At 69.9% G+C, this 26,764-nt stretch carries 24 protein-coding genes; 13 read left to right on the forward strand and 11 right to left on the reverse strand.

The genetic code is table 11. The annotated features are described in order from the left end of the window. Positions 1–14: 14 nt before the first annotated feature. Entirely contained in the window at positions 15–593 is a 579-nt protein-coding gene (locus tag BI335_RS21500) for a hypothetical protein (RefSeq protein ID WP_094356867.1), read from the reverse strand. 178 nt (positions 594–771) lie between these two features. On the opposite strand from BI335_RS21500, the gene BI335_RS12915 reads away from it, so the two are divergent. Both BI335_RS12915 and BI335_RS12920 read left to right on the forward strand, forming a co-directional pair. Then, positions 772–2,037, forward strand: coding sequence for a sensor histidine kinase (locus BI335_RS12915; protein WP_094404316.1), 1,266 nt, complete (start codon positions 772–774; stop codon positions 2,035–2,037). A gap of 43 nt (positions 2,038–2,080) precedes the next feature. Continuing rightward, complete coding sequence (locus BI335_RS12920; protein WP_094356869.1) at positions 2,081–2,740, forward strand: response regulator; 660 nt, start codon at positions 2,081–2,083, stop codon at positions 2,738–2,740. A 20-nt stretch (positions 2,741–2,760) separates the two neighbouring features. Here the strand turns inward: BI335_RS12920 and BI335_RS12925 are convergent, their stop codons facing one another. Further along, a complete protein-coding gene (locus BI335_RS12925) occupies positions 2,761–4,164 on the reverse strand; it encodes an aldehyde dehydrogenase family protein (RefSeq protein WP_094431377.1) in 1,404 nt (467 codons plus the stop codon). Positions 4,165–4,456: 292 nt separating this feature from the next. Here BI335_RS12925 and BI335_RS12930 point away from each other — a divergent pair, with 292 nt between their 5' ends. From BI335_RS12930 to BI335_RS12945, 4 genes are all read left to right on the forward strand, one after another. Continuing rightward, complete coding sequence (locus BI335_RS12930) at positions 4,457–5,374, forward strand: carbohydrate ABC transporter permease (RefSeq protein ID WP_094431379.1); 918 nt, start codon at positions 4,457–4,459, stop codon at positions 5,372–5,374. Continuing rightward, entirely contained in the window at positions 5,371–6,258 is an 888-nt protein-coding gene (locus BI335_RS12935; RefSeq protein WP_094356872.1) for a carbohydrate ABC transporter permease, read from the forward strand. Before BI335_RS12930 ends, BI335_RS12935 begins: the two co-directional genes overlap by 4 nt. A 22-nt stretch (positions 6,259–6,280) precedes the next feature. After that, positions 6,281–7,729: an N-acetylglucosamine/diacetylchitobiose ABC transporter substrate-binding protein gene (ngcE, locus tag BI335_RS12940; protein ID WP_172421891.1), complete on the forward strand. Its 1,449-nt coding sequence runs from the start codon at positions 6,281–6,283 to the stop codon at positions 7,727–7,729. A gap of 236 nt (positions 7,730–7,965) precedes the next feature. After that, a complete protein-coding gene (locus tag BI335_RS12945) occupies positions 7,966–8,661 on the forward strand; it encodes an RNA polymerase sigma factor (RefSeq protein ID WP_133626115.1) in 696 nt (231 codons plus the stop codon). Between the two features lie 387 nt (positions 8,662–9,048). Here BI335_RS12945 and BI335_RS21505 read toward each other — a convergent pair whose 3' ends face one another. Next, complete coding sequence (locus tag BI335_RS21505; protein WP_166646786.1) at positions 9,049–9,201, reverse strand: DLW-39 family protein; 153 nt, start codon at positions 9,199–9,201, stop codon at positions 9,049–9,051. 46 nt (positions 9,202–9,247) lie between these two features. On the opposite strand from BI335_RS21505, the gene BI335_RS12950 reads away from it, so the two are divergent. Further along, positions 9,248–9,862, forward strand: coding sequence for a hypothetical protein (locus BI335_RS12950; RefSeq protein ID WP_094431386.1), 615 nt, complete (start codon positions 9,248–9,250; stop codon positions 9,860–9,862). Here BI335_RS12950 and BI335_RS12955 read toward each other — a convergent pair. The 5 genes from BI335_RS12955 to BI335_RS12975 are packed head-to-tail and all read right to left on the reverse strand — an operon-like array spanning position 9,843 to position 17,953. Continuing rightward, the gene (locus BI335_RS12955) at positions 9,843–10,919 is read right to left on the reverse strand and encodes a glycoside hydrolase family 88 protein (RefSeq protein ID WP_094431388.1); all 1,077 of its coding nucleotides are present in this window, start codon (positions 10,917–10,919) and stop codon (positions 9,843–9,845) included. The two genes, BI335_RS12950 and BI335_RS12955, sit on opposite strands and share 20 nt — an antisense overlap. Continuing rightward, entirely contained in the window at positions 10,913–12,841 is a 1,929-nt protein-coding gene (locus tag BI335_RS12960; RefSeq protein ID WP_094431390.1) for a hypothetical protein, read from the reverse strand. The genes BI335_RS12955 and BI335_RS12960 overlap by 7 nt, the downstream gene beginning before the upstream one ends. Next, positions 12,838–14,247, reverse strand: a complete 1,410-nt coding sequence (locus BI335_RS12965; protein WP_166646784.1) for an MFS transporter — start codon at positions 14,245–14,247, stop codon at positions 12,838–12,840. The genes BI335_RS12960 and BI335_RS12965 overlap by 4 nt, the downstream gene beginning before the upstream one ends. After that, positions 14,244–16,172: a hypothetical protein gene (locus tag BI335_RS12970; protein WP_094431395.1), complete on the reverse strand. Its 1,929-nt coding sequence runs from the start codon at positions 16,170–16,172 to the stop codon at positions 14,244–14,246. Before BI335_RS12970 ends, BI335_RS12965 begins: the two co-directional genes overlap by 4 nt. Continuing rightward, positions 16,169–17,953, reverse strand: a complete 1,785-nt coding sequence (locus BI335_RS12975) for an outer membrane protein assembly factor BamB family protein (RefSeq protein ID WP_094431397.1) — start codon at positions 17,951–17,953, stop codon at positions 16,169–16,171. The genes BI335_RS12970 and BI335_RS12975 overlap by 4 nt, the downstream gene beginning before the upstream one ends. A 119-nt stretch (positions 17,954–18,072) precedes the next feature. Between BI335_RS12975 and trxB the strand changes: the two genes are divergently transcribed. From trxB to BI335_RS12995, 4 genes are all read left to right on the forward strand, one after another. Continuing rightward, positions 18,073–19,056 carry a thioredoxin-disulfide reductase gene (gene trxB / locus BI335_RS12980; RefSeq protein WP_094356879.1) on the forward strand — a complete coding sequence of 328 codons (984 nt, stop codon included), beginning with the start codon at positions 18,073–18,075 and terminating at the stop codon, positions 19,054–19,056. 243 nt (positions 19,057–19,299) lie between these two features. After that, entirely contained in the window at positions 19,300–19,620 is a 321-nt protein-coding gene (gene trxA, locus BI335_RS12985; RefSeq protein WP_094356880.1) for a thioredoxin, read from the forward strand. Between the two features lie 3 nt (positions 19,621–19,623). Continuing rightward, the gene (locus BI335_RS12990) at positions 19,624–20,274 is read left to right on the forward strand and encodes a hypothetical protein (RefSeq protein WP_094356881.1); all 651 of its coding nucleotides are present in this window, start codon (positions 19,624–19,626) and stop codon (positions 20,272–20,274) included. Positions 20,275–20,327: 53 nt separating this feature from the next. Beyond that, on the forward strand, positions 20,328–21,896 hold the full coding sequence (locus BI335_RS12995) for a DUF3352 domain-containing protein (RefSeq protein ID WP_094431399.1): 1,569 nt from the start codon (positions 20,328–20,330) through the stop codon (positions 21,894–21,896). Positions 21,897–21,942: 46 nt separating this feature from the next. On the opposite strand, the gene denD is transcribed toward BI335_RS12995, so the two are convergent. From denD to BI335_RS13010, 3 genes are all read right to left on the reverse strand, one after another. After that, positions 21,943–22,968: a D-erythronate dehydrogenase gene (denD, locus tag BI335_RS13000; RefSeq protein ID WP_094431401.1), complete on the reverse strand. Its 1,026-nt coding sequence runs from the start codon at positions 22,966–22,968 to the stop codon at positions 21,943–21,945. A gap of 156 nt (positions 22,969–23,124) precedes the next feature. After that, positions 23,125–23,517 (reverse strand): phage holin family protein, encoded by a 393-nt coding sequence (locus BI335_RS13005; RefSeq protein ID WP_094431404.1) that lies wholly within the window; start codon positions 23,515–23,517, stop codon positions 23,125–23,127. A 70-nt stretch (positions 23,518–23,587) separates the two neighbouring features. Beyond that, positions 23,588–24,283 carry a DUF1345 domain-containing protein gene (locus tag BI335_RS13010; RefSeq protein WP_172421892.1) on the reverse strand — a complete coding sequence of 232 codons (696 nt, stop codon included), beginning with the start codon at positions 24,281–24,283 and terminating at the stop codon, positions 23,588–23,590. An 80-nt stretch (positions 24,284–24,363) separates the two neighbouring features. Between BI335_RS13010 and BI335_RS13015 the strand changes: the two genes are divergently transcribed. Further along, positions 24,364–25,887, forward strand: a complete 1,524-nt coding sequence (locus BI335_RS13015) for a four-carbon acid sugar kinase family protein (protein ID WP_094431409.1) — start codon at positions 24,364–24,366, stop codon at positions 25,885–25,887. Beyond that, on the forward strand, positions 25,884–26,744 hold the full coding sequence (locus BI335_RS13020; RefSeq protein WP_094431412.1) for an NAD(P)-dependent oxidoreductase: 861 nt from the start codon (positions 25,884–25,886) through the stop codon (positions 26,742–26,744). The genes BI335_RS13015 and BI335_RS13020 overlap by 4 nt, the downstream gene beginning before the upstream one ends. Positions 26,745–26,764 lie beyond the last annotated feature (20 nt).

The following is a 26,764-nucleotide window of genomic DNA, read 5'->3' on the forward strand; positions in this document are numbered from 1 at the left end:
ACGGGGGGTCGGGGTCAGCCGGCCAGGGCGAAGGAGACCGGGGCGGAGACGGCGGCCAGTCGGCGGCGGGCGGCCGGGCGGCCATCGAGCTCGACCGCCAGCTCACCGGCCCGCCGCGCCAGCAGCCGGGCGGCACCGAGCAGCACCCACAGTTCGCTGATGCTGCCGGCCATCGTGTTGCAGGCCCAGCGCTGCCAGCCGCCGAGCAGCGAATAGCTCTCCGCGCGCAGCTCGTCGACCTCGACCCGGTACCGCTCGTGGGTCCCGCGGTCCACCACGGTCTCGGCATCGGCCAGCCCGCCCCGGATCAGTCCCGCGTACCAGGACAGCTCCAGCACATCGGCCGCGATCCCCTCGGCACCCAGCGACCGCAGCACCGCGTACGCCGTGGTGGGGCATTCCTCGGCCAGCGCGGCGACCGTGTCCGCCGAGCGCTGCAGACCGGCCCCGACCGGGCGGCCCAGCAGCCCGGCGGCCGCGATCTGGTCCACCGCCTCGTCCGGCGCCATCGCCCCACAGTCCACCGCGGACGCCATCTGGGCCACCCGGGCCCGGAGCAGATCGTCGACGGTGTGGCTGAAGATGATGGCCACGGCGGTCCCTTTCGCTGACGGGCGCCGGCCATCGCCGACACCTCATTGATGAATGCGATGACCTTATAGGGTCTTCCTATATGGGCGCAATCCCGTTCCACGGACCGATCACCGGGCCCGCACCGAGCGACCACAGACCGATGTCCCGCCAGCGGCGTACGCCTAGTCTGGACGCGCCATGTCCATGCTGCGCCGCGCCACGACGCTCACCCCCGACGGTGAGCTGACCGACCACCCGCGTGGGTGGATCGGTGATCTGGCGTTGACCGGATTCCTGCTGCTCACCACGGTGTTCCCCTATTTCCTGGTGCTCACCTACGGCTACTGGGGGTTCTCCGGCTGGGGGCAGATCCTGGTCGGGCTGACCATGGTCACCCCGCTGGCGCTGCGCAGCCACTTCCCGATGCTGATGCTCGGCCTGGTCAGCGTCGGTGGCGTGTTCCACCTGCTGCTGTCCGACACCCCGCTGCCCTGCCTGATCGTGATCCCGCTGGTCGTCTATTCGGTGGCCCGCTGGGTGGATGCCCGGGAATCGCGGATCGCGCTGGTGATCGGCGGGGCGGCCTCCGCCCTCGGTCCGATGAGCTGGTACAAGGCCGACACCGGTTGGGACGTCAACGTCGCGGTGCTCGCCGTGCTGGTCTGCCTGGGCATGGTGCTGACCCCCTACGTGGTCGGCCGCCGGCTGCGGGAATCGGAGCGGGCCAAGCTGCAGCAGGCCAATGCCGAGGCCGAACGGATCCAGAACCTGCTCGCCGAACGCGACCAGCGGGCCCGGATGGCCGAGATCAGCGCCCGGCAGCAGATCGCCCGCGAACTGCACGACATCGTCGCCCACTCGGTGTCGGTGATGGTCGTGCAGGCCGAGGGCGGCCGCGCGATGGCGGCCAAGAAGCCGGAGAAGGCCGCCGAGGTGTTGGACACCATCGCCAGCACCGGCCGCGAGGCGCTCACCGAGATGCGCCGGATCGTCGGCGTCCTGCGCTCCGGATCCGACGAGGGTGAGGCGTACGCCCCGATGCCCGGCATGGGCGACATCCCCGAGATGGTGCAGCGGATGGGTGACCGGGTCGAACTGCGCGTCGAGGGGACACCACCACCCTGCGGTGCCGCGACCCAGCTCACCGTGTACCGGGTCGTGCAGGAGGCGCTGACCAACTTCCTCAAGCACGCCGGCCCGCAGGCCCGCGCGCTCGTCACGCTGCGCTACTCCGGGGAGAGCATCATCGCCGAGGTCGTCGACGACGGCATCGGACAGGGTTCGGCCTCCGACGGGATGGGCAACGGGCTGAAGGGCATGGCCGAACGGGTCGGTGCGATGGGCGGGGTGCTGGAGGTCGGACCCCGATCTGCGGGAGGATTCGGGGTACGCGCACTGGTACCGGTGCTGCCCACCGGCAGCATCCGCACCCAGCCCCAGCCGGGGATGCCCGCCCGGGGCTGACCCGCACACGCACAGAAGAGGTACGCATGATCAGGGTCTTCGCATGATCAGGGTCTTTTTGGCCGACGACCAGTCGCTGGTACGCAGTGGCTTCCGGATGCTCATCGAGGCCGAGGACGACATGGAGGTCGTCGGGGAGGCAGCGGACGGGCAGGAGGCGGTCACCGCGCTGACCGCCCGCCCGGCCGATGTGGTGCTGATGGACATCCGGATGCCGGTGCTGGACGGGGTGGAGGCGACCCGCCGGCTCGTCGGTTCGGAGAACCCGACCCGGGTCCTGGTGCTGACCACCTTCGATCTGGACGAATACGTGTTCGCGGCCCTGAAGGCCGGCGCCTCCGGCTTCATGCTCAAGGACGCCCGGCCGGCGGAACTGCTCGCCGCGATCCGCGACGTCGCCGCCGGCGATGCCGTGGTGGCCCCCAGCGCGACCCGGCGGCTGCTCGATCACATCGCGCCCAGCCTGCCCGCCAACCCGGGGCAGAGCGGCCCCGACCCGCGGCTGGAGGTGCTCACCGAGCGCGAGCTGGAGGTGCTCACCGAGATCGCCCACGGCGCCACCAACGCCGAGATCGGCGCCCGGCTCTACATGGCCGAGGGCACCGTGAAGACCCATATCGGGCGGCTGCTGTCCAAGCTGCAGGCCCGGGACCGGGTGGGTCTGGTGCTGTTCGCCTACGAGACCGGTATCGCCGGTCGCTGAGGCGTACCCGCCAATGGGCCCTATCCGTTGATCACCTGGGGCACGGCCACCGCTTTGAGGCCCTCGACGCCGAACTCCAAGCCGTATCCGGACCCCTTCACACCGCCGAACGGGACCATCGGGTGCACCCCACCGTGGCTGTTGATCCACACGGTGCCGGACTGGATCCGGGTGGCGATCTCTCGCGCGGCCCCCGGATCACCAGACCAGACCGAGGCACCGAGGCCCGCGTCGAGTGCGTTGGCGAGCCCGATCACCTCATCCAGATCCCGGTAGCGGATGATCGGCAGTGCCGGTCCGAACTGCTCCTCGATGACGAGGGGCTGATCGGGATCGATGTCCGCGACCAGGGTGGCCGGATAGAAGTTTCCGGGTGCATCCCGATCCGGCTCGCCACCGAGGACGATCCGCGCACCCGATGCCTTGGCCTGCTCGACCAGGCGATCGACGATCGTGAACTGCTGGGGGGTGGTCAGCGGGCCGAGCACGTTCTGCTCGTCGGTGCCCGGTCCCATCGCCATCTTCTCCGCGACGGCGGTGAGCGCCGCGACGACCGCGTCGTAGACGTCCTCGTGCACATAGAGCCGCTTCAGCGCGGCACAGGTCTGACCGGTGTTGATGAAGGCGCCCCAGAACAGGTCCTCGGCGATCGCCTCCGGATCCACATCCGGGAGCACGATCCCCGGATCGTTGCCGCCGAGTTCGAGGGTGAGGCGGGGCAGCTGCTCAGCACTCTCCGCGACGATGGCCCTGCCGGTGGCGGTCGAACCGGTGAACATCAGCTTGCCGAAACCGGGCTGGTTGGTCATCGCGGCGCCGAGGTCCCGGCCACCGGAGAGGACCTGCAGGACGCCTTCGGGGAGCACCTGGTTGACGATCGCGCCGAGCGCAAGCACCGACAGCGGGGTGTACTCACTGGGTTTCAGCACCACGGTGTTGCCCATCCGCAGCGCCGGCGCGAACTGCCAGCTGGCGATCAGCGCGGGCCAGTTCCAGGGCCCGATGGCGCCGACCACACCGATCGGCCGGTAGCTCAGGGTCGCGCGACCGGTCTCGTCATCCAGCACCTGCTCCGGCTCCAACGGGGTGGCCGCCGCGGCGCGCAGCCAGGCGGCGACCCCGCCGGCCTCGAAGCGGGCACCGGGCCCGTTCAGCGGCTTGCCCTGCTCGCGGGCGATCAGCTCGGCGAGCGCCTCCGCCGAACGATCCACCGCGTCCGCGGCCTCGTTCAGCAGCTGCGAGCGGCGTTCGTGACCGAGGGCCGCCCAGCCGGGCTGGGCCTTCTCGGCGGCCGCGACCGCCCGCGTCAGATCATCGGCCGTGGCCTGCGGTGCCCGCCCCACCACCTCATCGGTGGCCGGATTCGTGATCGGTTCGCCGTCCTCGACGCTCACCGCTGCCAGCAGACTTTCGTAGGTCTCCATCGATCCCCAACCTCTCCCTTGAACGAGGATGGACCGAGTATCCGCCGCCGGACGGCACCCACGCTTGTCCGGCAGCGCACGGCTCGATGCAGAATGTGCACGGTGTGACTCGAGCCGCTCGTGGCCGCTCAGGCACGGTTCACCGGTTCCTGAAGCCGCCCGGAAACGAGTTGGTGAGGGAATCGTTACCGGAGTTGGTGGAACTTTGGCCCGCGAGTTTGTAGTTTGACAGAAATCTGTTCCACGGATGTCACCACCAGGGTGACCCACCGACGACGATGGGGCCGAGTAGATGAAGCGAGGGCGCGTCCCGTTCCTGCTGACATTCCTGGTGCCGCCGCTGGTCCTGTTCGGGATCTTCGTGCTGTCCCCGTTCGCGCAGGCCTTCTATCTGTCGATCACCGACTGGACGGGCCTCACCCCGGATTTCAACATCGTCGGGCTGCAGAACTACAAATACATCCTGGGGATCGGCGCACCACCCGATCTGACCTTCTGGCGGGGCCTGCGCAACAACCTGATCCTGCTGGTGCTGGTGCCGCTGATCACGATCGCGATCGCGCTGTTCTTCGCCACCATGCTCAATCTCTCCGGCGCCCGCGCCGGCCAGATCCGCGGCGTCTGGGGCGCCCCGGCGTACCGCTTCCTGTTCTTCGTGCCGCAGGTGATCTCGGTGGCCGCCCTGGGCATCATGTTCCAGCAGGTCTTCCAGCCGCGCGGCCTGCTGAACTCGCTGCTCGCCGTCGTCGGCATCGACGGGCCGACCTGGCTGGCCGATGACCGCTTCGCGCTGGGCGCGGTGATCACGGTGATGGTCTGGACGCACGTCGGCTTCTACATGGTCTACTTCTCCGCCGCGATGGCCGCGATCCCGCGCGAACTGCTGGAGGCCGCCTCCATCGACCAGGCCTCCAAGTTCCAGACCTTCTTCCGGATCACCCTGCCGCTGCTCTGGCCGGCGGTGCAGACCGCGCTGATCTATCTGGCGATCTTCTGCCTCGACGGACTGGCGATCATCCAGGTGATGACCGTCGGACCGGGCGGACCGAATGGCGCGACCGAGGTGATGGCACTCTCGGTCTACCGGTCCTTCAAGGAGCAGGCCTGGATCGGGTACGCCTCCGCGCAGGCGGTGGTGGTCTTCTTCCTCACCTCGATCCTGCTCGCCCTGGCCTTCCGGATCACCCGACGAGAGCAGGTGGAACTGTGACCCTCACCGACGAGCAGGTCGAGCAGGCCCCGACGCAGCAGCCGCTGCGCCGGGAGCGCACGGGCCGGGGACTCAGCGTGGTCACCCAGGTGGTGCTGATCATCTGGACCCTGGTCACCGTGATCCCGGTGCTGTGGGTGTTCTCCAGCTCGCTGAAGACCGACAACGAGATCTTCGTCGACTCCTGGAAGTTGCCGAAGACGCTGATGTTCCAGAACTATGCGCGGGCCTGGGGTGAGTCCGGGTTCGCGTCCTACTTCCTGAACACGGTGATCATCGTCGGCTGCTCGGTGGTGCTGGTGATGGTGCTCGGCTCGATGGTGTCCTACTGCCTGGCCCGTTACGAGTTCCCGGGCCGCAAGATCCTGCTCGGCATCTTCGTCGGCGCGAACGCGGTGCCGATGTTCGTCGCCCTGGTGCCGCTGTTCGGGATCATGCGCGGGCTGGAACTGCTCGGCACCTACCGCGGGATGATCGCGGTCTACACCGCCTGGGCGCTGTCGTTCACCGTGTTCTTCCTGACCTCCTTCTTCCGGGCGCTGCCCAAGGAGGTCTACGAGGCCTCCTTCGTCGATGGGGCCGGGCACTTCAAGACGTTCTTCCTGGTGATGCTGCCGATGGCCCGCCCGGGCCTGGTCTCGATCGGCATCTTCAACCTCGTCGGGTTGTGGAACCAGTACCTGATCCCGCTGTTCCTGAACCCCGACCCGAGCCGGTACGTGATCACCCAGGGCCTGGCCCGGATGGCCGCCGACGCCGGTTACCGGTCCGATTTCTCCGGCCTGTTCGCGGGACTGGTGATCGGCATGGCGCCGGTCCTCATCCTCTATTTCATCTTCCAGAAGCAGATCCAGACCGGTATGACCGCCGGCGCAGTCAAGTAATTCCCACAGAAAGGTCTCGATGATGAGCCCAGATCCACACAACATCAGCCGCCGCAGCCTCTTCCAGATCGCCGTCGGTGGCGCCGCGGTGATCGGCCTCGGCTCCCTCAGCGCCTGCGCGACCGGCGGCGGCAACACCTCGGGCAGCAGCGGCAGCTCCGGGGGCGAGCAGAAGTCACCCGACAACCCGTTCGGGGTGGACAAGTCGGCCCCGATCGAGGTGGTCATCTTCAACGGCGGTTACGGCGACAAGTACGGCACCGAGCAGGTGGCGCTCTACAACAAGTGGGCCGGTGGCGACGTCGCCAAGATGAAGTCCACCACCAAGATCGCCACCGAGCTGCAGCCGCGGTTCCAGGCGGCCAACCCGCCGGAGGTGTTCGACAACTCCGGTGCCGATGCGCTGCCCCGCGCCCAGCTGGTCGCGCAGAAGCAGGTCGCCGACCTGACCCCGCTGCTCGATGCGCCCACGGTCGACGACCCGAGCAAGAAGATCCGCGACATCCTCACCCCGGGGACCGCCGAGCAGGGCTCCTTCGACGGCGTCATGCGCGAGCTGAACTACGTCTTCTCGATGTGGGGCATCTGGTACTCCTCCAAGCTCTTCAACGAGAAGGGTTGGACGGTTCCGAAGACCTGGGACGAGTTCATGGCGCTGTCGGAGAAGATCAAGGCCGACGGCAAGATGGCGCCCTACATACACACCGGTGTGCACACCCAGTACATGGCCGCGATCATCGGCACGATGGCGGTCAAGAAGGGCGGTCTGGAGTACGCCAAGAAGCTGGACAACCTCGAGGACGGTGCCTGGACCGACGACTCGATGCTCGCCGTCGCCAAGGCCTGGCGGGAGTACTACGACAAGGGCTTCATCGCACCGGGCGCCGAGGGTCTGGACCACACCACCTCGCAGGCCGAGTGGGCGCTCGGCAAGGCGGCGATGATTCCGGTCGGCTCCTGGCTGGAGAACGAGCTCAAGGACAAGGCCACCGGCAAGTCCAAGGCGCCGGAGGGCTTCGACATGAAGGTGTTCACCACCCCGTCGCTGCCCGGTGACAAGATGCCGCAGACCGCGATCCGCGGCAGCGCGGGTGAGCCCTTCGTGGTCTCCGAGGCCAGCAAGAACAAGGCCGGCGGCCTGGAGTACATGCGCCAGATGCTGTCCAACGAGGCGACCTCGAAGTTCGCCGAGCTGACCGGCAGCCTGGTCGCGGTGAAGGACGCCGGCAAGCGGTTGACCAACCCCTCGACCGCGTTGCAGTCGGTGGCCGACGCCCAGCAGGCGGCGGGCAGCAATGTCTTCAACCTGCAGTACGACACCTGGTACGCGCCGATCAAGAACGCCTCAAAGGACCAGGTCCGCAACCTGCTCACCGGCAAGGCGACCCCGGAGCAGTTCTGCGAGAACATGCAGAAGGCCGCCGATCAGGTGAAGGCGGATCCGAAGATCACCAAGTACCAGGTCAAGTGATGCCGGTCCCCATCGGCTGAGCGAGGAACGAGATCCCCCGTCGGCTGAGCGAGGAACGAGTCGAAGCCACGGGGTCCCGGACCGAAACGAGGCGGTGTCATCCGAGCGGATGGCGCCGCCTCGTCACGTTTCCCGGCGGCGTGTCGGGGTCCGGACAACACCTGCACGTTTCGGACAACACCTGCCGCAACGCTCCCCGGACAGGCTCATCCCAGGGCCGACGAAGGGAGCAGATGATGAACAGCAGCAGCGATCGCGAACACCTCGACCACCTCGCCGAGGACTGGGCGTACCTGGTCGAACACAGCGGGGCACGGGTCCGCGGCTGGGCCGAGCGACACCCGGTGCTGGCCGGCTGCGAGGGGCCCCTGGCGGTGCTGGAGCGGATCGCCGAGCAGCCCGATGCGACGCTGGCGGCGCTGCTCGCCGAGGATGCCGCCGGTTGCCCGCTGGCCGGGCGGGTGGTGCTGCAGACCATGCTGCCGAAGCTGCGACGGATGGCGCGGCGGGACCCGTCGGCCGGAATCGATGACTATCTCGCGCAGCTGTGGCTGGTGATCCGGCGGTATCCGCTGGACCGCCGGCCACGCCGGATCGCGGCCAACCTGGCCCTGGACACGCTGAAGGCGGTGCGTGCGGAGCGGCACCAGCAGCTGGTCCCCGTGGCCGAGCCCGAGCTGGAGCGATTGCTGCCGCCGGTGCTGGAGACCGCCGACGAGCTCACCGCCCGCCGGCTGATCCGCGCCGCCCGCCGGCTCGGCCTGATCGACCGGGCCACCGGCGCCCTGCTCGCCACCGTGTACGCCGAGGGCTGCAGCGGGGCGGCCGCCGCCGAACGCCACCACGCCAACCCCGGCGCCGTCCGGCAGCGCTGCCATGTCGCGGTACGCCGGATGCGCGCCCACGCCGCCGAACTCGCCGAGATCGCCTGACGCCCATCGAATGGCGAGCCATGCCCAGCGGACACCCCCACGCTCATCGAGTAGCGAGCCATGCGCAGCGAAGCGGAGCAATGGATCGCGTGTCGAGATGAGCCAGTTCGTCTCGACACGGTCGCTGCGCGACCTACTCGACGAACGTATGAAGCCGGTGCCCCACCACGCTCATCGAGTAGCGAGCCATGCGCAGCGAAGCGGAGCAATGGATCGCGTGTCGAGATGAGCCAGTTCGTCTCGACACGGTCGCTGCGCGACCTACTCGACGAACGTGGGGGGTCGGTCGCTGCGCGACCTACTCGACGAACGTGGGGGGCCGGCGCTGCGCGACCTACTCGACGAACGTTGTGGGGTCGCGACCTGCTCGACGAGCGGGGCGAGTGCTCAGCCGGCGTGCGGGGGGCGTTCGGTGGGGCTCAGCGGGTCGGTGGCCTCGGCCCAGAGTTCGGCCTCGGCCTGGGCCTTGCGGTTCTGCCGCACCATGACCACCCCGAGCGTCCCGACGACCCCGGCCAGCAACACGAGCAGCTTCTTCATGGGGCAAAGGCTACGGGGGTGCTCCCAAGCGGTCTACGGTGGTCGCATGCAGCAGAGGCGTACCGCGCGACACGGCATCCTGGTGGCAGTGACGATCGGTTGCCTGGCCGTGCTGCCACTGGCCGGCTGCGGCAAGCCGCCCACCCCGGGGGCAACGACACCGGGCGCCTCGGCCGGTGCGGACGGGCCGGGGACGATCCCGAGCTCGAGCCCGACGCGCGCCGATCCGGTGGCGGCACCGACCGATCCGCCGACCGGTGACAAGTTCACCTTCGACCAGGCGGCTCGCTACGACGACGGGGTGCTGGTCGAGATCGCCACCATCGCCAAGGCGGTGACGAATCCGCAGCAGCACGGCGCCGAGGGCACCGAGGGCAGCATGGTGGTCGCGGAGATCCTGGTCACCAACCAGTCCAGCCAGCCCTACGACACCTCCGCGATCACCGTCTGGGGCTACTACGACGACGTCGGCGCCCCCAAGATCGTCGACGAGACCAAGCAGCTCGGCGATTCCTTCTCCGGTGTCGTCCAACCCGGTGCACAGGCCAAGGCGACGATGGGCTTCGCGATCCCGGCCGACCAGCTGCAGAACGTGACGATCATGATCGACGGTGGCGCCGCCGACAAGGGCCCGGTCCAGTTCAGCGGCCCGGTGCAGTAGCCCCGAGCAGTCGCTCGCGGGCGATCGCCGCGAAGACGAACGCGGCCACCCCGTAGTCCCAGTTCGCGCCCCGCGGGACCAGCAGATAACCGGTCCGCGGGAACAGCGGCAGCGGAATGGTCGGCCCGGAGATCTCCGGCAGCACCCACCGGCCGCGCTCGGTGTGCACCGCAGCGGTGACCGCGGCCAGTGCCAGCTCGGCGGGCTCCCGATACCAGCCCGGCAGCAGCCCCAGGCGTACCCCGCTGAACCAGCCGGCCGCCGCCAGCGCGGTCGCCGACAGCTCCCGATAGGAGGGCTGGCTGAGCAGGGTGTTGAACGCCCCGTCGGGTCGCTGCCGGGCCACCATCGCCGACGAGGTACGCCCCAGCAGACCAGCGATCGCATCGGCGCGCGGGTGCGCCACCCCGATCGCCTCGACGATCATCGGCAACGCCGCCAGCACCCAGCCATTGCCGCGACCCCAGAAAACTCCTTGTGGATAAGGCTCCCGGCGACCCGCCCACCAGGCGTGCGCCCACAGTCCGGTCCGCTCGTCCTGCAGCAACCGGGCGTACTGCTCCGGTTGCCGGGCGGCCAGCTCGACCAGATCGGCCTCGCCCCGGTCGCGGCCGCGGATCGCGGCGAACACCCCGAACATCATCAGGCTGTCCACCCAGACCGAGCGCGGATAGAGCCGCCCGATCGCGCTCGGGCCGAGATGGTTGGTGACATCGTCGACGAGCCGCGGTTCGTGCCGCAGATAGTGCACCACCCGCTCGGTGAGTTCGGCCAGCCGCGGATCGTCGGTACGCCGCCCGAGCGGGTGCGTGATCAGCGCGGGCGCGGCCATGTCGGACTGGTCGATCCGCGACGGATGGGTGAGATGGTGCTCGGCCCAGGCACCCAGCCAGTCGTCATAGTGCCCGGGGGCGTACGCCTCCAGCTCGGTCAGCGCGAAGCCGAGCAGCGCCGGACCCCAGCTCCACCGGCGGATCCGGCCCTGCGCCAGGTCCCGGCCGGTGAGGTCGTCGCAGAGCGCGATCGCGGTGCGCAGCGGATCGGGGGTGGTCACCATGCTTCCCTTCGACGATTCGTCCAGTCCAGCCGCAATCCCTTGCCGGCATGGGAGATCTCGATCTGCCCCGGTTCCCTGGCCACGGTGGCGAACCGACTGTCCAACCGGGGATACTCGGTCTCGATCGGCTGCCCGTCGACCAGCGCGGGACCGTCGCGGCGCAGTGAGAGGGTGGTCCGGCCGCGGGCCGCCGGACCGGTGGGCAACCGCCAGCTGGCGAGGTCGCCGGCGAGCAGCAGCGGGCTGGCGGCGATGCCCCGAGCGAACTCGGCCAGGCTGCCGGATTCGCCGATGTCGGAGCAGAGCACCGCCCAGCCGGTGAGTTCGCCGGACTGGATGAAGTCGTGGCTTCGACTCGTACCTCGCTCAGCCGACGTGGGTTGCTCAACCAGCGGGCGTGCGGCGCGGACGCCGATCAGTGAGTCCCCCGCCCGGCCGCAGATCCAGTCCGGTCCGCGCAGCACCTCATCGAAGCGTTCGGTGGGGAACCACAGATGGCTGAACAGCGGCCTGGTCGATTCCAGATAACCGCCCCGGACGCGCAGATCGTGCACCGCGAGCAGCGCATTGCCGTCGGCGACCACATCGGGGTTGATGCCGTTGCCGACCCAGTAGGCCGGGGAGAAGCCGCGGGCGGTGTCGTCGAACATCGGCGCCCCGGGGTGGTTGGCGAAGACCGTGACATCACCCGGCAGGGTGGCCTGCCACAGATGCTGCTGGTCGCCGAATTCCCGTGGCTGGTAACGCTGTGCGGCCGACAGCAGCCAACCCCGGGTCCGGGTGGTGAGCACGTTCGCCCGCTGGATCGCGACGCCCTGGGTGGCCGGGTTGAGCAACCGGACCAGCGCCGGCAGCAGGCCGGTACGCCGCAGCGGTGCGAACGGTGCCAGCGGGGCCAGGAAGGAGTTGCTGCGCAACCGCCAGCGGTCGAACAGCGCCATCGTGTCGTCGATGGACTCCGGGGTGGTGAAGGCCTCCATCAACCAGAAGAAGAGACCCCGGCGTACCCGGTCCCCGCCGACCGCGGTGGCGACCTCGGCCAGGTCCAGTCCGTGGCTGGCGCGGACCTGGAGATCCCCTTCCTCAGCGGCGATCGCGGCGATCACCTCGGGAACCCGATACCGGCTGCGGAAGATGTACGCCGCGGAGATCCGGGTCGGATCGGGCTCCCCCGGCCCGCCGAACGCATCCCGCAGGATGTCGTTCACATCGGCCGTCGCCGGATCCTGCTTCTGCGCCTCGTAACAGCGTCCGGCGCTGCCCACGAACCGCCCGCCGAAGCGGTGCAGCGCCAGATCGAGATGCAGCAGGTCGAGCACCATCGTCGCCCCGGTGCGCAGCGACTCGTCGGGGGCGTGGTCGATCAACAGCGCCAGCGGGGCGATGTCCTCCTCGTAGTAGGTGTTCGACAGCCACTCGGTGAACCCGAACCGGAACCGGTCGGCGAGCCAGACCCGCAACCGTGCCGCACCCCGTTCCCGGCGCCGCAGCCCGTTGACGCCGAGATTTCCGAAAACCCCGTCCGGGAAGAGGTTTCCGGCCAGGTACTCGCAGACCGCGAACAGGCACTGGTGGTTCTCCGACCAGTAGCACATCGAGTCCTCGCCCGGTTCGTCCATCCAGTAGCGGAATCCGAGGATGCTGGCGTCGATCCGGGCCAGCGTGGCGGATGAGAGCAGGTCGGCCCACTCATAGCGCACCTTGAGCAGGGTGATCATCCGGAAGTCGGCGCAGTCGATGCGGGCATCGACGAAGTCGCAGAGCGCGAGCAGTTCGGTCTCATCGATGCGCCGCCCGGCGGCCAGATCGGTGATACCGGCGAAGGAGGCGCCGGTCATCTTGACCGCCATCCCCGGATCCTCGCCACCGCTGGGCGCCCGCGCCTCATCGGTCGCTCCGCTGATCGTCCAGTCGCTCGTCATCGTTGCTCCAGGGTGTCGGTCACGGTGGCGCCGCGGCGCCGATCCAGCTCCGCGGCGATCCCACGGGTGCGGTCCAGGGTGAGGGGATAGCGTCGGGAAATGAACCAGGCAACGGAAAGCAGCGTGAACACCCCGACCAGCAGTACCAGCCGGATGCCCCAGATCGCAGACTCCGGTTGCTGCGGCGGGAGCTGCCCGGCGACCGGGACGCGGTAACCGGTGAGATAGAGCATCAGCCCGATCAGCTGGATCGTGATCGCCGCCGCCACGCCCCGGGTGAAGGTCATCAGACCGCCGAAGGAGCCGGCGTCGCGGCGTCCGGTGGCCAACTCGGCGGCGTCCAGCACATCGGGGAAGATCACCCAGCTGAGCAGCTGGGCACCCGACATCCCGATCGCCAGCAGGGCCGCTGCGGCGTACACCCCCAGCGGCGAGCCACCGCGCGGATAGAGCGCGACGACCCAGATCGCGACCAGTGCCACCGGCAGCAGCGTGCGATAGATGGTGTGTTTGCTGACCCGCTTCACCAGCTGCCCGACGATCGGGAAGGCGATCAGGTTGATGGCGATGAAGGTGCCCAGGAAGACGGTCGGGTTGATGCCGCGGACCACGTTGGCGGAGTAGTAGAGCAGGGTCGCGGAGATGATGTCCATCGCGATCGCCTGCGCCAGGTACATGCCGAGCAGCACCCGGAAGGCCGGCACCTTCAGCGGTGCGGCGAACCCGCTGAAGAAGCGAAGTCGCGTCGGTCTCGGTGGCAGCGGAACCCGTTCCCGGCAACAGATTCCGACCAGCAGCACCAGGATCGTGAACACCGACCCGAAGCCGCCGACCAGGGCGAGCTGCAGGCCCCGGGCGGAGAGCGACCCCTCGCGGTAGAGGGTGACCAGTTGGGTGGCGATCAGGGTGAGCGAGGCACTGGCGACGGTGGAACAGAGCAGCCGAAGCACATTGATCCGGTTGCGGATCGCCGGGTCGGTGCTCAACTCGGTGCTCAGCGAGGCATAGGGCACCGCGATCGTCGTCTGGATGGTGTTGTAGACGATGTAGGTGCCCATCGCCCACGCTGCCAGGGCGAGCTGGTCGCGGACCGGGGGTTGCGGCCACCAGAGCAGGGTCATCCCGCCGATCAGCAGCAACCCGCCGCCGATGATCCACGGCCGGCGCCGACCGATCCGGGTCCGGGTACGGTCGCTGAGCGCACCGGTGAGCGGGTCGTTGATCGCATCCCAGAGTTTCGCGAGCAGCGCCGCGGTCCCGGCGAGCGCCGGATTCAACCCGACGATGTCGGTGAGGAAGACCAGGTGCAGCACCGCGATCAGCGAGGACGCGCCCCCGGCGTACGCATCGCCGAGCGCGAAGACGGTCCGCTCCGCGCGCCCGGGACCCGGTGGGATGCGGGTCACGGGAATTCCTGGGTGGGGGGATTCCTCTCGACACGGTCGCTGCGCGACCTACTCGAGGAACGTGGGGGGACACGGTCGCTGCGCGACCTACTCGAGGAACGTGGGGGGACACGGTCGCTGCGCGACCTACTCGAGGAACGTGGGGGGACACGGTCGCTGCTGGCAGCCAGCGGGGACTTGGGTTCGACGAGGATCGGGTGATCGACCCGGAATTCCTCGCCGGGGCGTTGATCGCCGCCCTCGCGGCCGCGGACCGCGAGCAGCAGTCCGGCGACCAGGGCGGCGAGCAGCAGGGCCCCGCCGAGCTGGTCGTCGCCGCCGTTCTCCAGCACCTTGAGCTGCGCGGTGCCCGGGGATCCGCTGAGCGCGAAGTGCGAGACGGTCATCCCGATCAGGGTCATGTTGGCCAGCGCCAGCAGCACCCGGACGTAGTGCGGCAGGGTCCGGCTGTGGCCGCGGGCCATCTGGTATTCGGTGAGCTGGCGCCAGAGCAGACCGAGCAGCAACAGCGCCCCGCCACCGGTGGCGGCGAAGATGGCGGCCAACGGTTCGTCGATGATGTCGCGGTATTCGTGCAGCCGCCCGATCAGCAGCAGGGAGGCGATCGCCAGCCCCCGGTCCGCGGTGAGCCGCCGGGTCGCGAGCAACCAGATCAGCACGCCGGTGGCCAGCAGCACCGAGGCCGAGACGATCTGCCGGGTGTCGAAGGTGACCTGCAGCAGCAGCACCAGTTGGGTGACCAGCAGCCCACCGCCGAACACGGTCGCCAGCAACGCGGCCGCGGTCCGGCCCCGGCGCGCCCACAACACCCCCAGGCCGATCGCCACCGCGGCCGCTGGGACCGCGGCCAGGCCACCGGTCCAGAAGGAGTCCAACCGGACCCGGCGCAGCCCGAACAGGCTGAACAGCAGTTGCAGCACCACCCCGCCGAACACCGACAGCGCCAGCAGCAGCGCCAGCGGCCACGAGGTCCGCGACCAGGCACTGGCCAGGTCGTCGACATCGGTGGGTACGCCGCGAGCCACCGAGCCCGGCGCGAACCGGAGCACCGCCAGCCCGGCGGCCGCCACCAGCAGCAGATAGCCGGCCGCCAACGCGATCCCGGCCGGCTCCATGTTCACATCGGTGACCGCCAGCCAGACCTCGCGGGCGAGCGAACCGACCACCACGACCGCCAACAACCAGCCACCGATCAGCCGGCGGGTCCGCGTCCCGGGATCGGCACCGGGCACCGCCTCCCAGACGCCGCGGGCGGTCCAGGCGCCGAGCCGGACCGCGAGCTCGGTCATCGCCGCACCGGCGAGCAGCGCGGAGGGGGCGGTGATCACGGTGAGCAGACTGATCCAGTAGCCGAGCAGGGTGAGGCCCCACTGCTGCATCCCCGCCCCGATGAACAGCGGCGCCAGCAACCGGCTGGCCAGCAACGACCCGATCACCAGCAGCGCGACCACGAACTCCCAGGGATTCAGCGGCCGGCGCCGGCGCCACAGCCCGAAGCCGAGCAGCACCAGCAGCGCGACCGCGGTCGGCAGCAGCCCGCTCAGTCCGGGACTGGTCGGCGTACCACCGAGCACGACCGCCAACAGCACCGCCAGCGGCAGCTGCAACCGCCAGCCCGCATGCACCGCGGCCAGGTAGGCCAGGCTGAGGCCGACGATCGCGGCCAGCAGCAGGAACGGCCCGGTCGCCCACGGGATCGACTGGCCCCGCCCGGTGGCCAGATCCAGCATCCGCAACCGGCCGGCGGCCAGGCCGAGCACGGTCAGCAGGGCGTACAACCCGACACTGATCCCGACCAGCCAGCGCATCCCCCGCGGCCAGGGATGCTGCGGGTTCTCCTTGAGGTGGCCGCTGCGGATCGGGTCGATGAAGGTGTGCCGGACGGTGAAGCGGAGCACCTGCCAGAGCCGGGTGAGGATCGTCATCGGCCGACCCAGACCACGTCGAGAGCGGAATCGGTGCTGCCGACCAGCCAGATCCGGTCGGGACCGAGCAGGATCCGGGCATCGGCGGGCACCGGGCCGCTCACCGCGAGCCGGCGCAGTTCCCGCCCGCGCGGATCGAGCAGCCGGACCGTGCCGTCCTCCCGGATCCACCAGCCCTCGCCGGCGGCGACCACGTCGCGCGCACCGGGCAGTTCGGTGAGCACGCCGCCGGTCGCGGTGTCCAGCAGCAGCACCCCGTCCCGGGTGCGCAGCGCGGAGACCGCCGGGTCGTCGATGCCGGGTACCAGCCGATCCGGGCGGCTGCCGAGCCCGGCGACCCCACTGCTCCGTGAGGCACCGCTGCGGGCGTCGATGCGCAGCAGGGTGCCGTAGCGGGAGACCGCGAGCAGCACCCCGCGGTCCTCGGCCACCCCGGCCAGCTCGTAGGCGAGGTCGTTGTTGCTCCAGCGCAGCGCACCGGTCCGGCCGTCGACGGCGGCCAGCCCGGCATCGGCCTTGCGGCTGACATAGACGGTGTCGCCGATCACCCAGGGCCGCCCGTCGGCGCCGTCGGGGACCTCGGTGCGCCACAGCCGCCGCCCGGTACGCAGCTCGTAGGCCTCCAGGGTGCCGCTCAGCGTGCTCAGCACCACCCGGTCCGAACCGAGGCCGACCGCCCCGTCGGGGGCGATGTCGCTGAGCCGGGCCGACCACAGCCGCAGCCCGGCTTCGGTGTACGCCACCAGCCGGCGGTCCCCGCTGGTGGCGAGGACGATGTCTCCGGTGGTGTTCAGGTTCAGTACGCCGCCGGCGGGCAGCCCCCACCAGCGGGTCAGCAGGGTCTCCCCGTCGGGGCGGTGGCCGGCGATGTCGTCACTGAGCTGGCCGACGCTGAACAGGGTGCCGCTGCGGCTGAGCACGGCGGGCCGGGCGCTGTCGACGATCCGGGGCCAGGGTTCGGTGTCACCGGCCGGGCCGCGGACCACCACCGGGGGGCGGCGGGTCAGCTCCTCCCGGACACCGGTCCAGTCGGCGGGCAGCACCGGACCGGGCTCGGGCCAGCGGCCGGTGAACGGCTGCCGCGACAGGCCGGCCAGGGTCGGCGTGCCGTCGACGATGCCGCGGTCGCGGCACCAGGTCGCCACATCGGTCCGGGTGGTCTCGGTGGCCAGTCGCAGCGTGGTCGTCGACTCCACCACCAGGCAGCCCTCGGGTCCGGGCCGGGCGAAGGACTGGTTGGCGTACCGACCCTGCCCCTGGGGGCTGGTCACGGTGCCGTCGGAGGACCAGCGCTCGCCGACGGCGACCCCGGCCGGTAGCTCCAGCAGGGCCGGTTCCAGCGCCAGATTCTCCCGGCCGTAGCGGGCGTGCAGGGAGAGCCCGGCATCGGTGGCCGAGCGCAGGGTGGCCTGGGCGGTGACCTCCTCGGCCCCCGGTCCACCGGGCACATCGGGGCTGACCACCTCCTCCAGCCAGCGCATCGTGGTCACCGGCCCGACCGGTCCGGTCCCGGCCAGCACCACCGGTGGCACGGCCAGGGCGACCGCGGTGCCGTCCAGCAGCCGGTTCTCGACCGAGGCGGGGAGCTCGGCGCGACCGAGACCGACCCGTTCGGTGCTGCCGGGAGTGGCGGCGTACCGGGCCCCCTCGTTCGCAGGCAGTGCCGAGATCGGCGCGAAGGCGACCGCGGTGACCACCACCAGGCCGGCGAGCAGCAGGATCGCGACCACCCCGGCGAGCCAGCCGGAGCCCCGAGGGGTCCTGGTCGCCGCGGTCCGCATGCGATGACTCTAACCAGCGAACGGTCTGGGAATACCGGTGCCGTGGCGGCGGTTGGATATGGTCGGCAAGGTTGTTGCAGCAAGCGATCTGCAACGGGTCGCAATTGGGAGTTGAGGACATGACGGACGAGGTGCGCGACATCATCATCGTGGGCAGTGGCCCGGCGGGTTGGACCGCCGCGGTGTACGCCGCCCGCGCGGAGCTGAAGCCGCTGGTCATCGAGGGTGCGCTCGAGGGCGGCGGGGCGCTGATGAACACCACCGAGGTGGAGAACTTCCCCGGCTTCCCGACGGGCATCATGGGCCCGGATCTGATGTCGAACATGCGTGAGCAGGCGGAGCGCTTCGGCGCCGAGATCCTCACCGAGGACGCCATCAAGCTCGACCTGACCGGCCACGTCAAGGTCGTCGAGACCGAGTCCGGCACCTACCGGGCCCGCTCGGTGGTGCTCGCGACCGGCTCCGGTTACCGCAAGCTCGGGCTGCCCGATGAGGACCGGCTCTCCGGCCGCGGCGTCTCCTGGTGCGCGACCTGCGACGGTTTCTTCTTCAAGGACAAGGATCTGGCCGTCGTCGGCGGTGGCGACTCCGCGGTCGAGGAGGCCACCTTCCTGACCCGCTTCGCCCGCTCGGTGACCCTGGTGCACCGCCGCGACGAGCTGCGCGCCTCCAAGATCATGGCGGCCCGCGCGGTCAAGGACCCCAAGCTGCACTTCGCCTGGAACTCCGAGGTCACCGCGATCCACGGTGAGGACTCGCTGACCGGGTTGACGCTCAAGGACACCGTGACCGGGGAGACCCGCGAGCTGCCGGTGCAGGGGCTGTTCATCGCGATCGGCCACGATCCGCGCTCGGAGCTGGTCAACGGCCAGGTCGAGCTGAACCAGGACGGCTACGTGCTGGTCGACTCGCCGTCCACCCGGACCAATGTGCGCGGCGTCTTCGCCTGCGGTGACCTGGTGGACCACCACTACCGGCAGGCGATCACCGCCGCCGGGACCGGTTGCGCCGCCGCCCTGGACGCGGAGGCCTACCTGGCCGAACTCGACGACGAGGCCACCCCCGGTGTGGTCCTCGAGGAGGAGCTCCCGGTCGTCGGCTGAGGCCGGTCGGCACGCTCGGTTCATCTCGACACGGTCGGTTCATCTCGACACGGTCGGTTCATCTCAACACGGTCGGTTCATCTCAACACGGTCGGTTCATCTCGACACGCAACCCCGGCTCCGCTTCGCTGCGCCGGGGTTGCTACTCGATGAACGTGGGAGGCGTGGGTTGGCGCGACTTGACCGGCGCGGCAGACTTGGGGCGACGATTTCGACCGACTGGACAGACCAGGGGGCGCCGCAATGGCCGTGACCGAGGTGACCGACACCACCTTCGATGAGATGGTGCTGCGCTCCGAGCGTCCGGTGCTGGTCGACTACTGGGCCGAGTGGTGCTCGCCCTGCAAGCAGTTCGAGCCGATCCTGGACGAGTTGTCGTACGCCTACGGCGACCGGATGGACTTCGTGAAGCTGGACACCGACGACAACCAGGTCACCCCGACCAACTATGCGGTCAAGGGGCTGCCGACGGTGCACTTCTTCGTCGACGGGGAACTCGTCCAGAGCCTGCAGGGCGCCCGGACCAAGGCCACCATCACCCGGGCCATCGAGGAGTACGTCTGATCCATGAGTGACAGCCAACCGCCGCAGGGCTCGACGCCCTGGTCCCCGGGCCAGTCCGGCCGGCCCGACCCGGAACCCGGGACCGCGAACAAGCCCGACGAACCGACCGAGCTGCCCGGCCTGGCCGGTGAGGACGAGCCGCACAAGCGCAGCAACATCCCGGTCGTGGTGATGGTGGTCGCCCTGGTCGTGCTGCTCGCGACCCTCGGCGGGGTCGGTTATCTGGTCACCCGGCAGTCCGCGGCACCGACACCGGCCAGCACCCCGCTCGCCCCGGAGCCGACCGGCAAGCCCGACCTCCCGGTGACCGCCGGGGCGTACTCCCGCGACCCGGGCAATGTGGAGGCCCCGCCCGAGTTCGGCGTGGACCGCAGCGTGCAGACCTCGAGCGCCAACTACCGGCAGAACGGGCAGCCCGCGCTGATCGCGATCGGCGCCCGCCCGGTGCCCGACGGCCGCGCGCTGCTCACCCAGATCAAGGCCAACGGCGTACGCCAGATCGGTGACGCCTGGTGCGGGCGGATGCCGGACAACGAACTCGATGTCTGCGTGGTACGCCGCGGTCAGACCGCGGTGCTGGTCGTCGGGCTGCGCAGCCAGCCGGTCGATGAGCTCGTCGCGGCCGGCAAGGAGATCCTGCAGGGCACGAAGTGACCGCCCTCCTCCCCTAGGCTGAGCGCGACGAACGCGCGGCCTCAGGAGGAACGGTGACCCAGCCACCCAATAACGGCGGATGGCAGCAGCCCGGCCAGCCTTATGGGCAGTACCCGCAGGGGCAGCCGCAGTACCCGCAGGGGCAGCAGTTCCCGCAGGGGCAGCAGTTCCCGCCGCAGCAGCCCGGTCAGCCGGTACCGCCGGGAGCCCCGGGCCAGCCCGCGAAGAAGGGCATCCCGCTGGGTGCGAAGATCGGCGCCGGTGCGGCAGCGTTGGTGCTGGTCGGCGTCGGCGCCTTCGTCGCCGTCGACCCGCTCGGGATGCGCGCGAACACCGAGACCGCCAAGGCCGCGCCGGCGGACACCATCGCGTACGCCAACATCAATCTGAACCCCGGAGCCGCCCAGCAGGTGGAGATGATCCGCTTCGCGCTGAAGTTCCCCTCGGTGCGGGAGAAGACGAACCTGCGTGAGGGCGGTGACCCGAAGCAGCAGCTGTTCGAGTCGATCACCAAGGACCAGAACTGCCCGGTCGACTACGAGAACCAGATCAAGCCGTGGCTCGGTGATCAGGCCGGGTTCGCGCTGCGTCGCGGCGCCCAGTCGCCGATCGTGCTGCTCGCCGCCAAGAACGAGCAGCAGGCCCGCGACGGCATCGCCCCGCTCGCCCAGTGCTCGAACATGAACGTGGCCTTCAGCAACGGACACCTGGTGCTGGCGGAGGGGCAGGGCAGCGCCGATGACGCCGCCCGGGCCGCCGACCAGGGGTCGCTGGCCGATCAGAAGCCGTTCACCGATGCGATCGACAAGCTCGGTGGCACCGGCGTGGCCAGCTTCTGGGCCGATGGTGCGGGCCTGCAGCAGGCCGCCGGCGGGCTGACCGGCGGGATCGGCATGGCGGCCCCCCAGACACCCTTCGAGACCACCGCCGGCACGCTGCGGTTCACCGGTGGCAATCCCGAGCTGACCGCCGTCACGCGCGGTGGGACCTCGCTCGGTTCGGCGAAGACGAAGGTCGGTGATCTGCCGGCCGAGACCACCATGGCGCTCGGCATCGCCGGCGGCCGCACCCTGGTGCCGCAGATCATGGACACCCTCACCAAGGCCGGCATGGACCCCAGCACGGTCGCCGCGCAGACCGGCCTGCAGCTCCCCGGCGATCTGGAGACGCTGCTGGGTGACGATCTGGTGATCGCCGCGGACCGTTTCGACCCGAACCGGGTGGACCCGACGAATCCGGACACCATCCCGATCGGATTGGCGATGGACACCGACCGGGCCAAACTCGACGCGCTGCTCGCGAAGTTCGAGCAGAGCGGCCTGCAGCTGACGAAGGTCGGTGACAAGCCCACCTATGTCTCGCTCAGCCCGGCGTACGCCCAGAAACTCAGCAACCCGACGCAGAAGCTGAAGGACTCGCCGAACTTCAAGGCCGCGGTGGCCAACGCCGGCGGGGCCCAGGCGGTGTTCTATCTGGACCTGAACGCGTTCAAGCCGCAGTTGACCGGGAACATGGATCCCGAGCAGGCGCGCAATGTCGAGCCGCTGCAGTCGATCGGGGTGAGCTCCACCGACGCCGGGGACAACTGGTCCTCCTCGGTGATCCGGGTGACCGCGCGCTGACCCGATCGGCTCGTATTCGACTCTCTAGCTTCTGACCTAGATAGGCCTAGCGAGTTTCATCGTCGGAGCCGGCGATGGCCTCGGGGTGATCGGCGATGTACTGCTCGATCACCGTGTCGACGTCCGGGTCCGGTTCCAGGCCGAGCGTCGCGGCGCGGGAGTTGTCGGCATCCCGCGGCCAGGTCAGGACCAGCGCCCGGATGGTGTCGTCGGGTTGCACGACGACCCGATCGGCGACCTCGTCGCCGGCGATCCGGCGCAGCGCGGCCACCATCTCGCCGACGGTGACCCGCAGCCCGGGCAGGTTGACCGGAAGCCGTCCGGTGAGCTCACCGGGACCGTCGCCGCGGGTGGCCTCGGCGAGGGTGAGGATGCCTTCGACGGTACGCCGGGGTGAGGCGAGCAGCACCGGAAGCTCGGGTTCGACCGGACAGATCGCCTGCTCGCCGGCGAGCGGCTCGCGGATGATCCCGGAGACGAAGCTGGAGGCGGCGGCGTTCGGCCGGCCGGGGCGTACGCAGACCGTCATCAACCGCGCGACCCGGCCGTCCAGGAATCCCTTGCGGGTGTGGTCGTTGACCAGGTATTCGCAGATCGCCTTCTGGGCACCGTAGCTGCCCTGCGGCATCGGCAGCTGGGTCTCATCGATCGTCGCCGCGAGCGGGAGGGCGTCGTCGCTGCCGTAGACGGCCAGGCTGGAGGCGAAGAACAACCGGACCAGCGGGCCGCCGGCCTGCTGCTGGGCGCGGCAGGCGGTGAGCACCGCGCGGGTGACGTCGACGTTGGCGTGCATGCCGAGGTCGAAATCCCGCTCGGATTCACCGGAGACGGCGGCCGCGAGATGGAAGAGAACGTCCACCGGTTCGGCGAACAGCTCATCGATCGTGTCGGTCAGATCGCCGACCACGGTGGTCACACGATCGTCGTCGGCGAACGGGTCCGGGTCGGGCGCCATCCGGTCGGCGAGCTCCAGCTGGTCGATCGGCCGGCCGTCGAAACTCCCCCGCTGCAACAGTTCGCGGGCGACCGCGTTGCCGAGAAATCCGTGGCCGCCGGTGATCACGATGCGCATGCTGAACTCCTCGTCGAGTCGGGTGCTGGGATCACCCTAGTGCGCTGTTCGAGGAAGGACGTCTCGGAACGTGTACGGAACTGCTGCCACAGTGGCAGCAGTTCCGTAGCGTGCGGGAGGTGTTCCCGAGCGGTGGCTTCGACTCGCTGCGCTCGCTCAGCCGGCGTTGCGGGTACGCGCCCCGGAGCGCTCGAAGAGGCCGATCACCACGCCGGAGACCAGGCTGATCACGATCGAGCCGAAAAGCGCGGCCCAGAAGCCGGAGACGTGGAAGCCGAGGCCCAGCACACCGGCCAGCCAGGACGAGAGCATCAGCATCAGCGCGTTGATGACCAGCAGGAAGAGCCCCAGGGTGAGCCAGATCAGGCAGCCGGTGAAGAAGGACACCACGGGCTTCACGAACGCGTTGACGACGCCGATGATCACCGCGACCGCCAGCAGGGTCCCGACCACGGCCGCGGTGCTGCTGCCGGTGACGTCGATGCCCGGGACCAGGGTGGCGACGAAGACGGCGATTGCGGTGGCGATGATCTGGATGACGGTGCGCATGTCTCCATGCTGGTGGCCGGGCGGGTGGCGTACCAGCGGGAATGTCCCCCTGTTTTCCCTGAGATCCTGCTCAGGTGAGGGCGCCGATGACCAGCGCCAGGATGACGGTGTTGAAGACGAAGGCGAGCGCCGCGTGGCCGCAGACGGCCTTGCGCATCCGGGTGGTCTGCACGTCGACATCGGTGGTGCCGAAGGTGGTGCTGACCATCAGCGCGAAATAGAGGAAGTCCCAGAAGACCTGCGGTTTCCCGCCGGGCTGGTCCAGACCGCCGTGGTCGGCCTGCAACCGCGCGTAGTAGACGGCATAGCTGACCACCACGATGATCCAACTGACCGCGACCACACCGATCGCCAACCCGCTGAGGATGGAGCGGTCGCTCGGATTGCCCACCGCCTCGATGCGCGGCAGGATCGACGCGCCGGCGAAGGCGACCAGGGCCAGCGCGAGCGCCGAGTCCGGGCCGTCGCCGCCACCGAGGAACCAGCGCAGCGCGCGCGTCTCACCGCGCGGCCGACGGACCAACGCCGTCAGCTCCGCCGCCGAGGCGCGCCGGAATGCCTGCCAGGTCAGCAATCCGTAGGCCACCCCGTAGAAGACCCAACCGAGCATCACCGCACCGATCTCCTTGGAGGAGAACTCACCGCGCAGGGTGGCGAAGACCAGGTAACCGATCACCGCCGGTACCAGCGCGATCGCGATCGCCACCAGCGCCCGAGTCGTCTCCTTGTGGATCCAGGTACGCCGCACCGCATGCTCTCCGCTCATCACCGGCGTCATCCTAGGGGGTCCGGGAGCGCAGCCCACGTCCCTTGACCGTGGGGGCCGGCAGCCGGAACGATCGGGCCATGACCAGCGATGCGGCGGGTTCTCCCGACCTGACGGCGATTCTCGACGCGGTACCCGGACCGGTCTCCGAGGAGGGCCGGCGGGCCGAGATCCGGCGCCTGCGCGCGGAGCAGGGCCGACGGACGGTCGCCCTCGACGACGACCCCACTGGTTCGCAGAGCGTGCACGGGGTGGAGGTGGTCACCGTGCTGGAGCGCAGCGAGTACGCCGCAGCGCTCGCCGAACCCGGTGCCACCGCGTTCCTGCTCACCAACTCCCGCAGCCTGGCCCGCAACGTCGCGATGACGCTGAACGAACGGCTCGGCACCGGGTTGTTCTCGCTCGCCGCCGAGGGTGGTTGGCCGCTGGATCTGGTCAGCCGCAGCGATTCCACGCTGCGCGGACACATCCTCACCGAGGTGACCGCACTGGACCGGGCCCGCCGCGAGGTCACCGGGAACGGCTTCGACGGTGTCCTGCTGGTGCCGGCCTATCTCGAGGCCGGCCGGTTCACCGCCGGTGACGTGCACTGGGCGATGGTCGGCGGCGAGGCGGTACCCGTCGGCGAGACCGAGTTCGCGAAGGACCGCACCTTCGGCTATCGCTCCTCCGACCTGAAGGAGCTGCTGGCCGAACTCAGCGCGGGCGAACTCGCCGGTGACCGGGTCCGGTCGCTGTCGCTGGAGCTGATCCGCGGTGGCGGGGTCACCGCCGTGGCCGACGCACTGCGCGCCGCGATCGGAACCGCCACCGCGGACGGCCCGACCTGGTTCGTGGTGAACGCCACCGACTACGCCGACCTGGAGACCGTCGCGCTCGCCCAGCAACAGGTGCAGGCCGAGGGGGCGAGCTTCCTGGCCCGCTCGGGGCCCAGCTATGTCCGGGCGCTCAGCGGGATCGAACCGCGGACGGTGCTCACCGCCGCCGATATCTGGCCCGAGGGTCGCCGCGACGACGGGCACGGGCTGCTCGTCGTCGGTTCGCACGTCGGGATGACCACCCGCCAGCTCGACCGGGCGCGGGCGCGCGGGCGACTGGTCGAGGTGGAACTCTCGGTACCCGACCTGCTCCGCAAGGAGGCGGACACCCATCTCGCCTCGACGATCAGCCTGGTGACGCGTTCGCTGACGCACAGCGACGTGCTGCTGCTCACCAGCCGGGAACTGGTCGCCGTCGACGATCCCGAGGACTCGTTGGCGATCGCCCGCAAGGTCTCCCAGGCGATCGTCGAGGTGGTGAAGCAGGTGCGCGACGCCCGGCCGGCCTGGGTGGTCGCCAAGGGCGGCATCACCTCCCACGACGTCGCGGTCCGCGGCCTCGGCATCCGCCGCGGGCTGGTGCTCGGACAGCTCTTCGAGGGCATGGTGTCGGTGGTCCGCGCCCTCGATGCACCACCGGAGGTGGTCGGCGTGCCCTATGTGGTCTTCGCCGGCAACGTCGGCGACGAGTACGCGCTGGCGAAGGTGCTGGACCGCTTCGCCGCGGAGCGCCCCCGTTCCGATGCAGACGCCGGGAATGACGCCCAGGAAGGAGATGCGCGATGAACGTCGGGTGGATCGGACTGGGTGCGATGGGTGGCCCGATGGCGGGTCAGTTGGCCCGCAGCGGTTTCACCGTGACTGGTTTCGACCCGGTGGTGCGCGGGCTGGCCGGCATCGCCGATGCCCCCGACGCGGCTGCCGCGGTCGCCGGTGCCGAGGTCGTCGGGCTGATGGTGGCCACCCCGGCACAGGTGCAGGCCGTGCTCGATTCGGTGCTGGACGCGCTCACCGAGGGCGCGGTGGTGCTGGTGTTCGCCACGATCGGCCCCGATTCGGCACGGGAGGCGGCGCTGCGGCTGGCCGAACGCGGGATCGGGATGGTCGACGCCCCGGTCTCCGGCGGCACCGTCCGCGCCGGCACCGGTGAGCTGCTGCTGATGGTCGGCGGGGAGCCGGCCGCTGTGCAGCGGGCCCGACCGGTGCTGGACGCCCTCGGGTCGGTGCACGCGGTCGGTCCCGAACCGGGCGATGGGCAGCGGCTGAAGCTGGTGAACCAGCTGCTCTGCGGCGTACACGTCGCGGTGGCCGGGGAAGCCCTGGCCTATGCCGAGGCGATGGGGTTGGATCCGCGGACCTGTTGGGAGGTGTTGCGGGGCGGTGCGGCACAGTCCTTCATGTTCAACGACCGGGGCGCCCGGATGCTCGACTATCCCGAGGTGCCGGTGTCCTCCGCGGTCGACATCATCGCCAAGGATCTCGGCCTGGTCACCGACGCCGCCGAGGGCGTACGCCAACCGGTTCCGTTGGCCGACACCGCGCTGCGGCTGTTCCGCGACGGCCAGAGCGAGGGGCTGGGGCGTACCGACGACTCGGCGCTGGTCGAGGTCGCCCGACTGGCCCGGGAGTCCGGACCCGGCTGAGCAGCGGCGTCAGGAACCCC

This window comes from Enemella evansiae, assembly GCF_002250705.1.
Lineage (GTDB): Bacteria > Actinomycetota > Actinomycetes > Propionibacteriales > Propionibacteriaceae > Enemella > Enemella evansiae.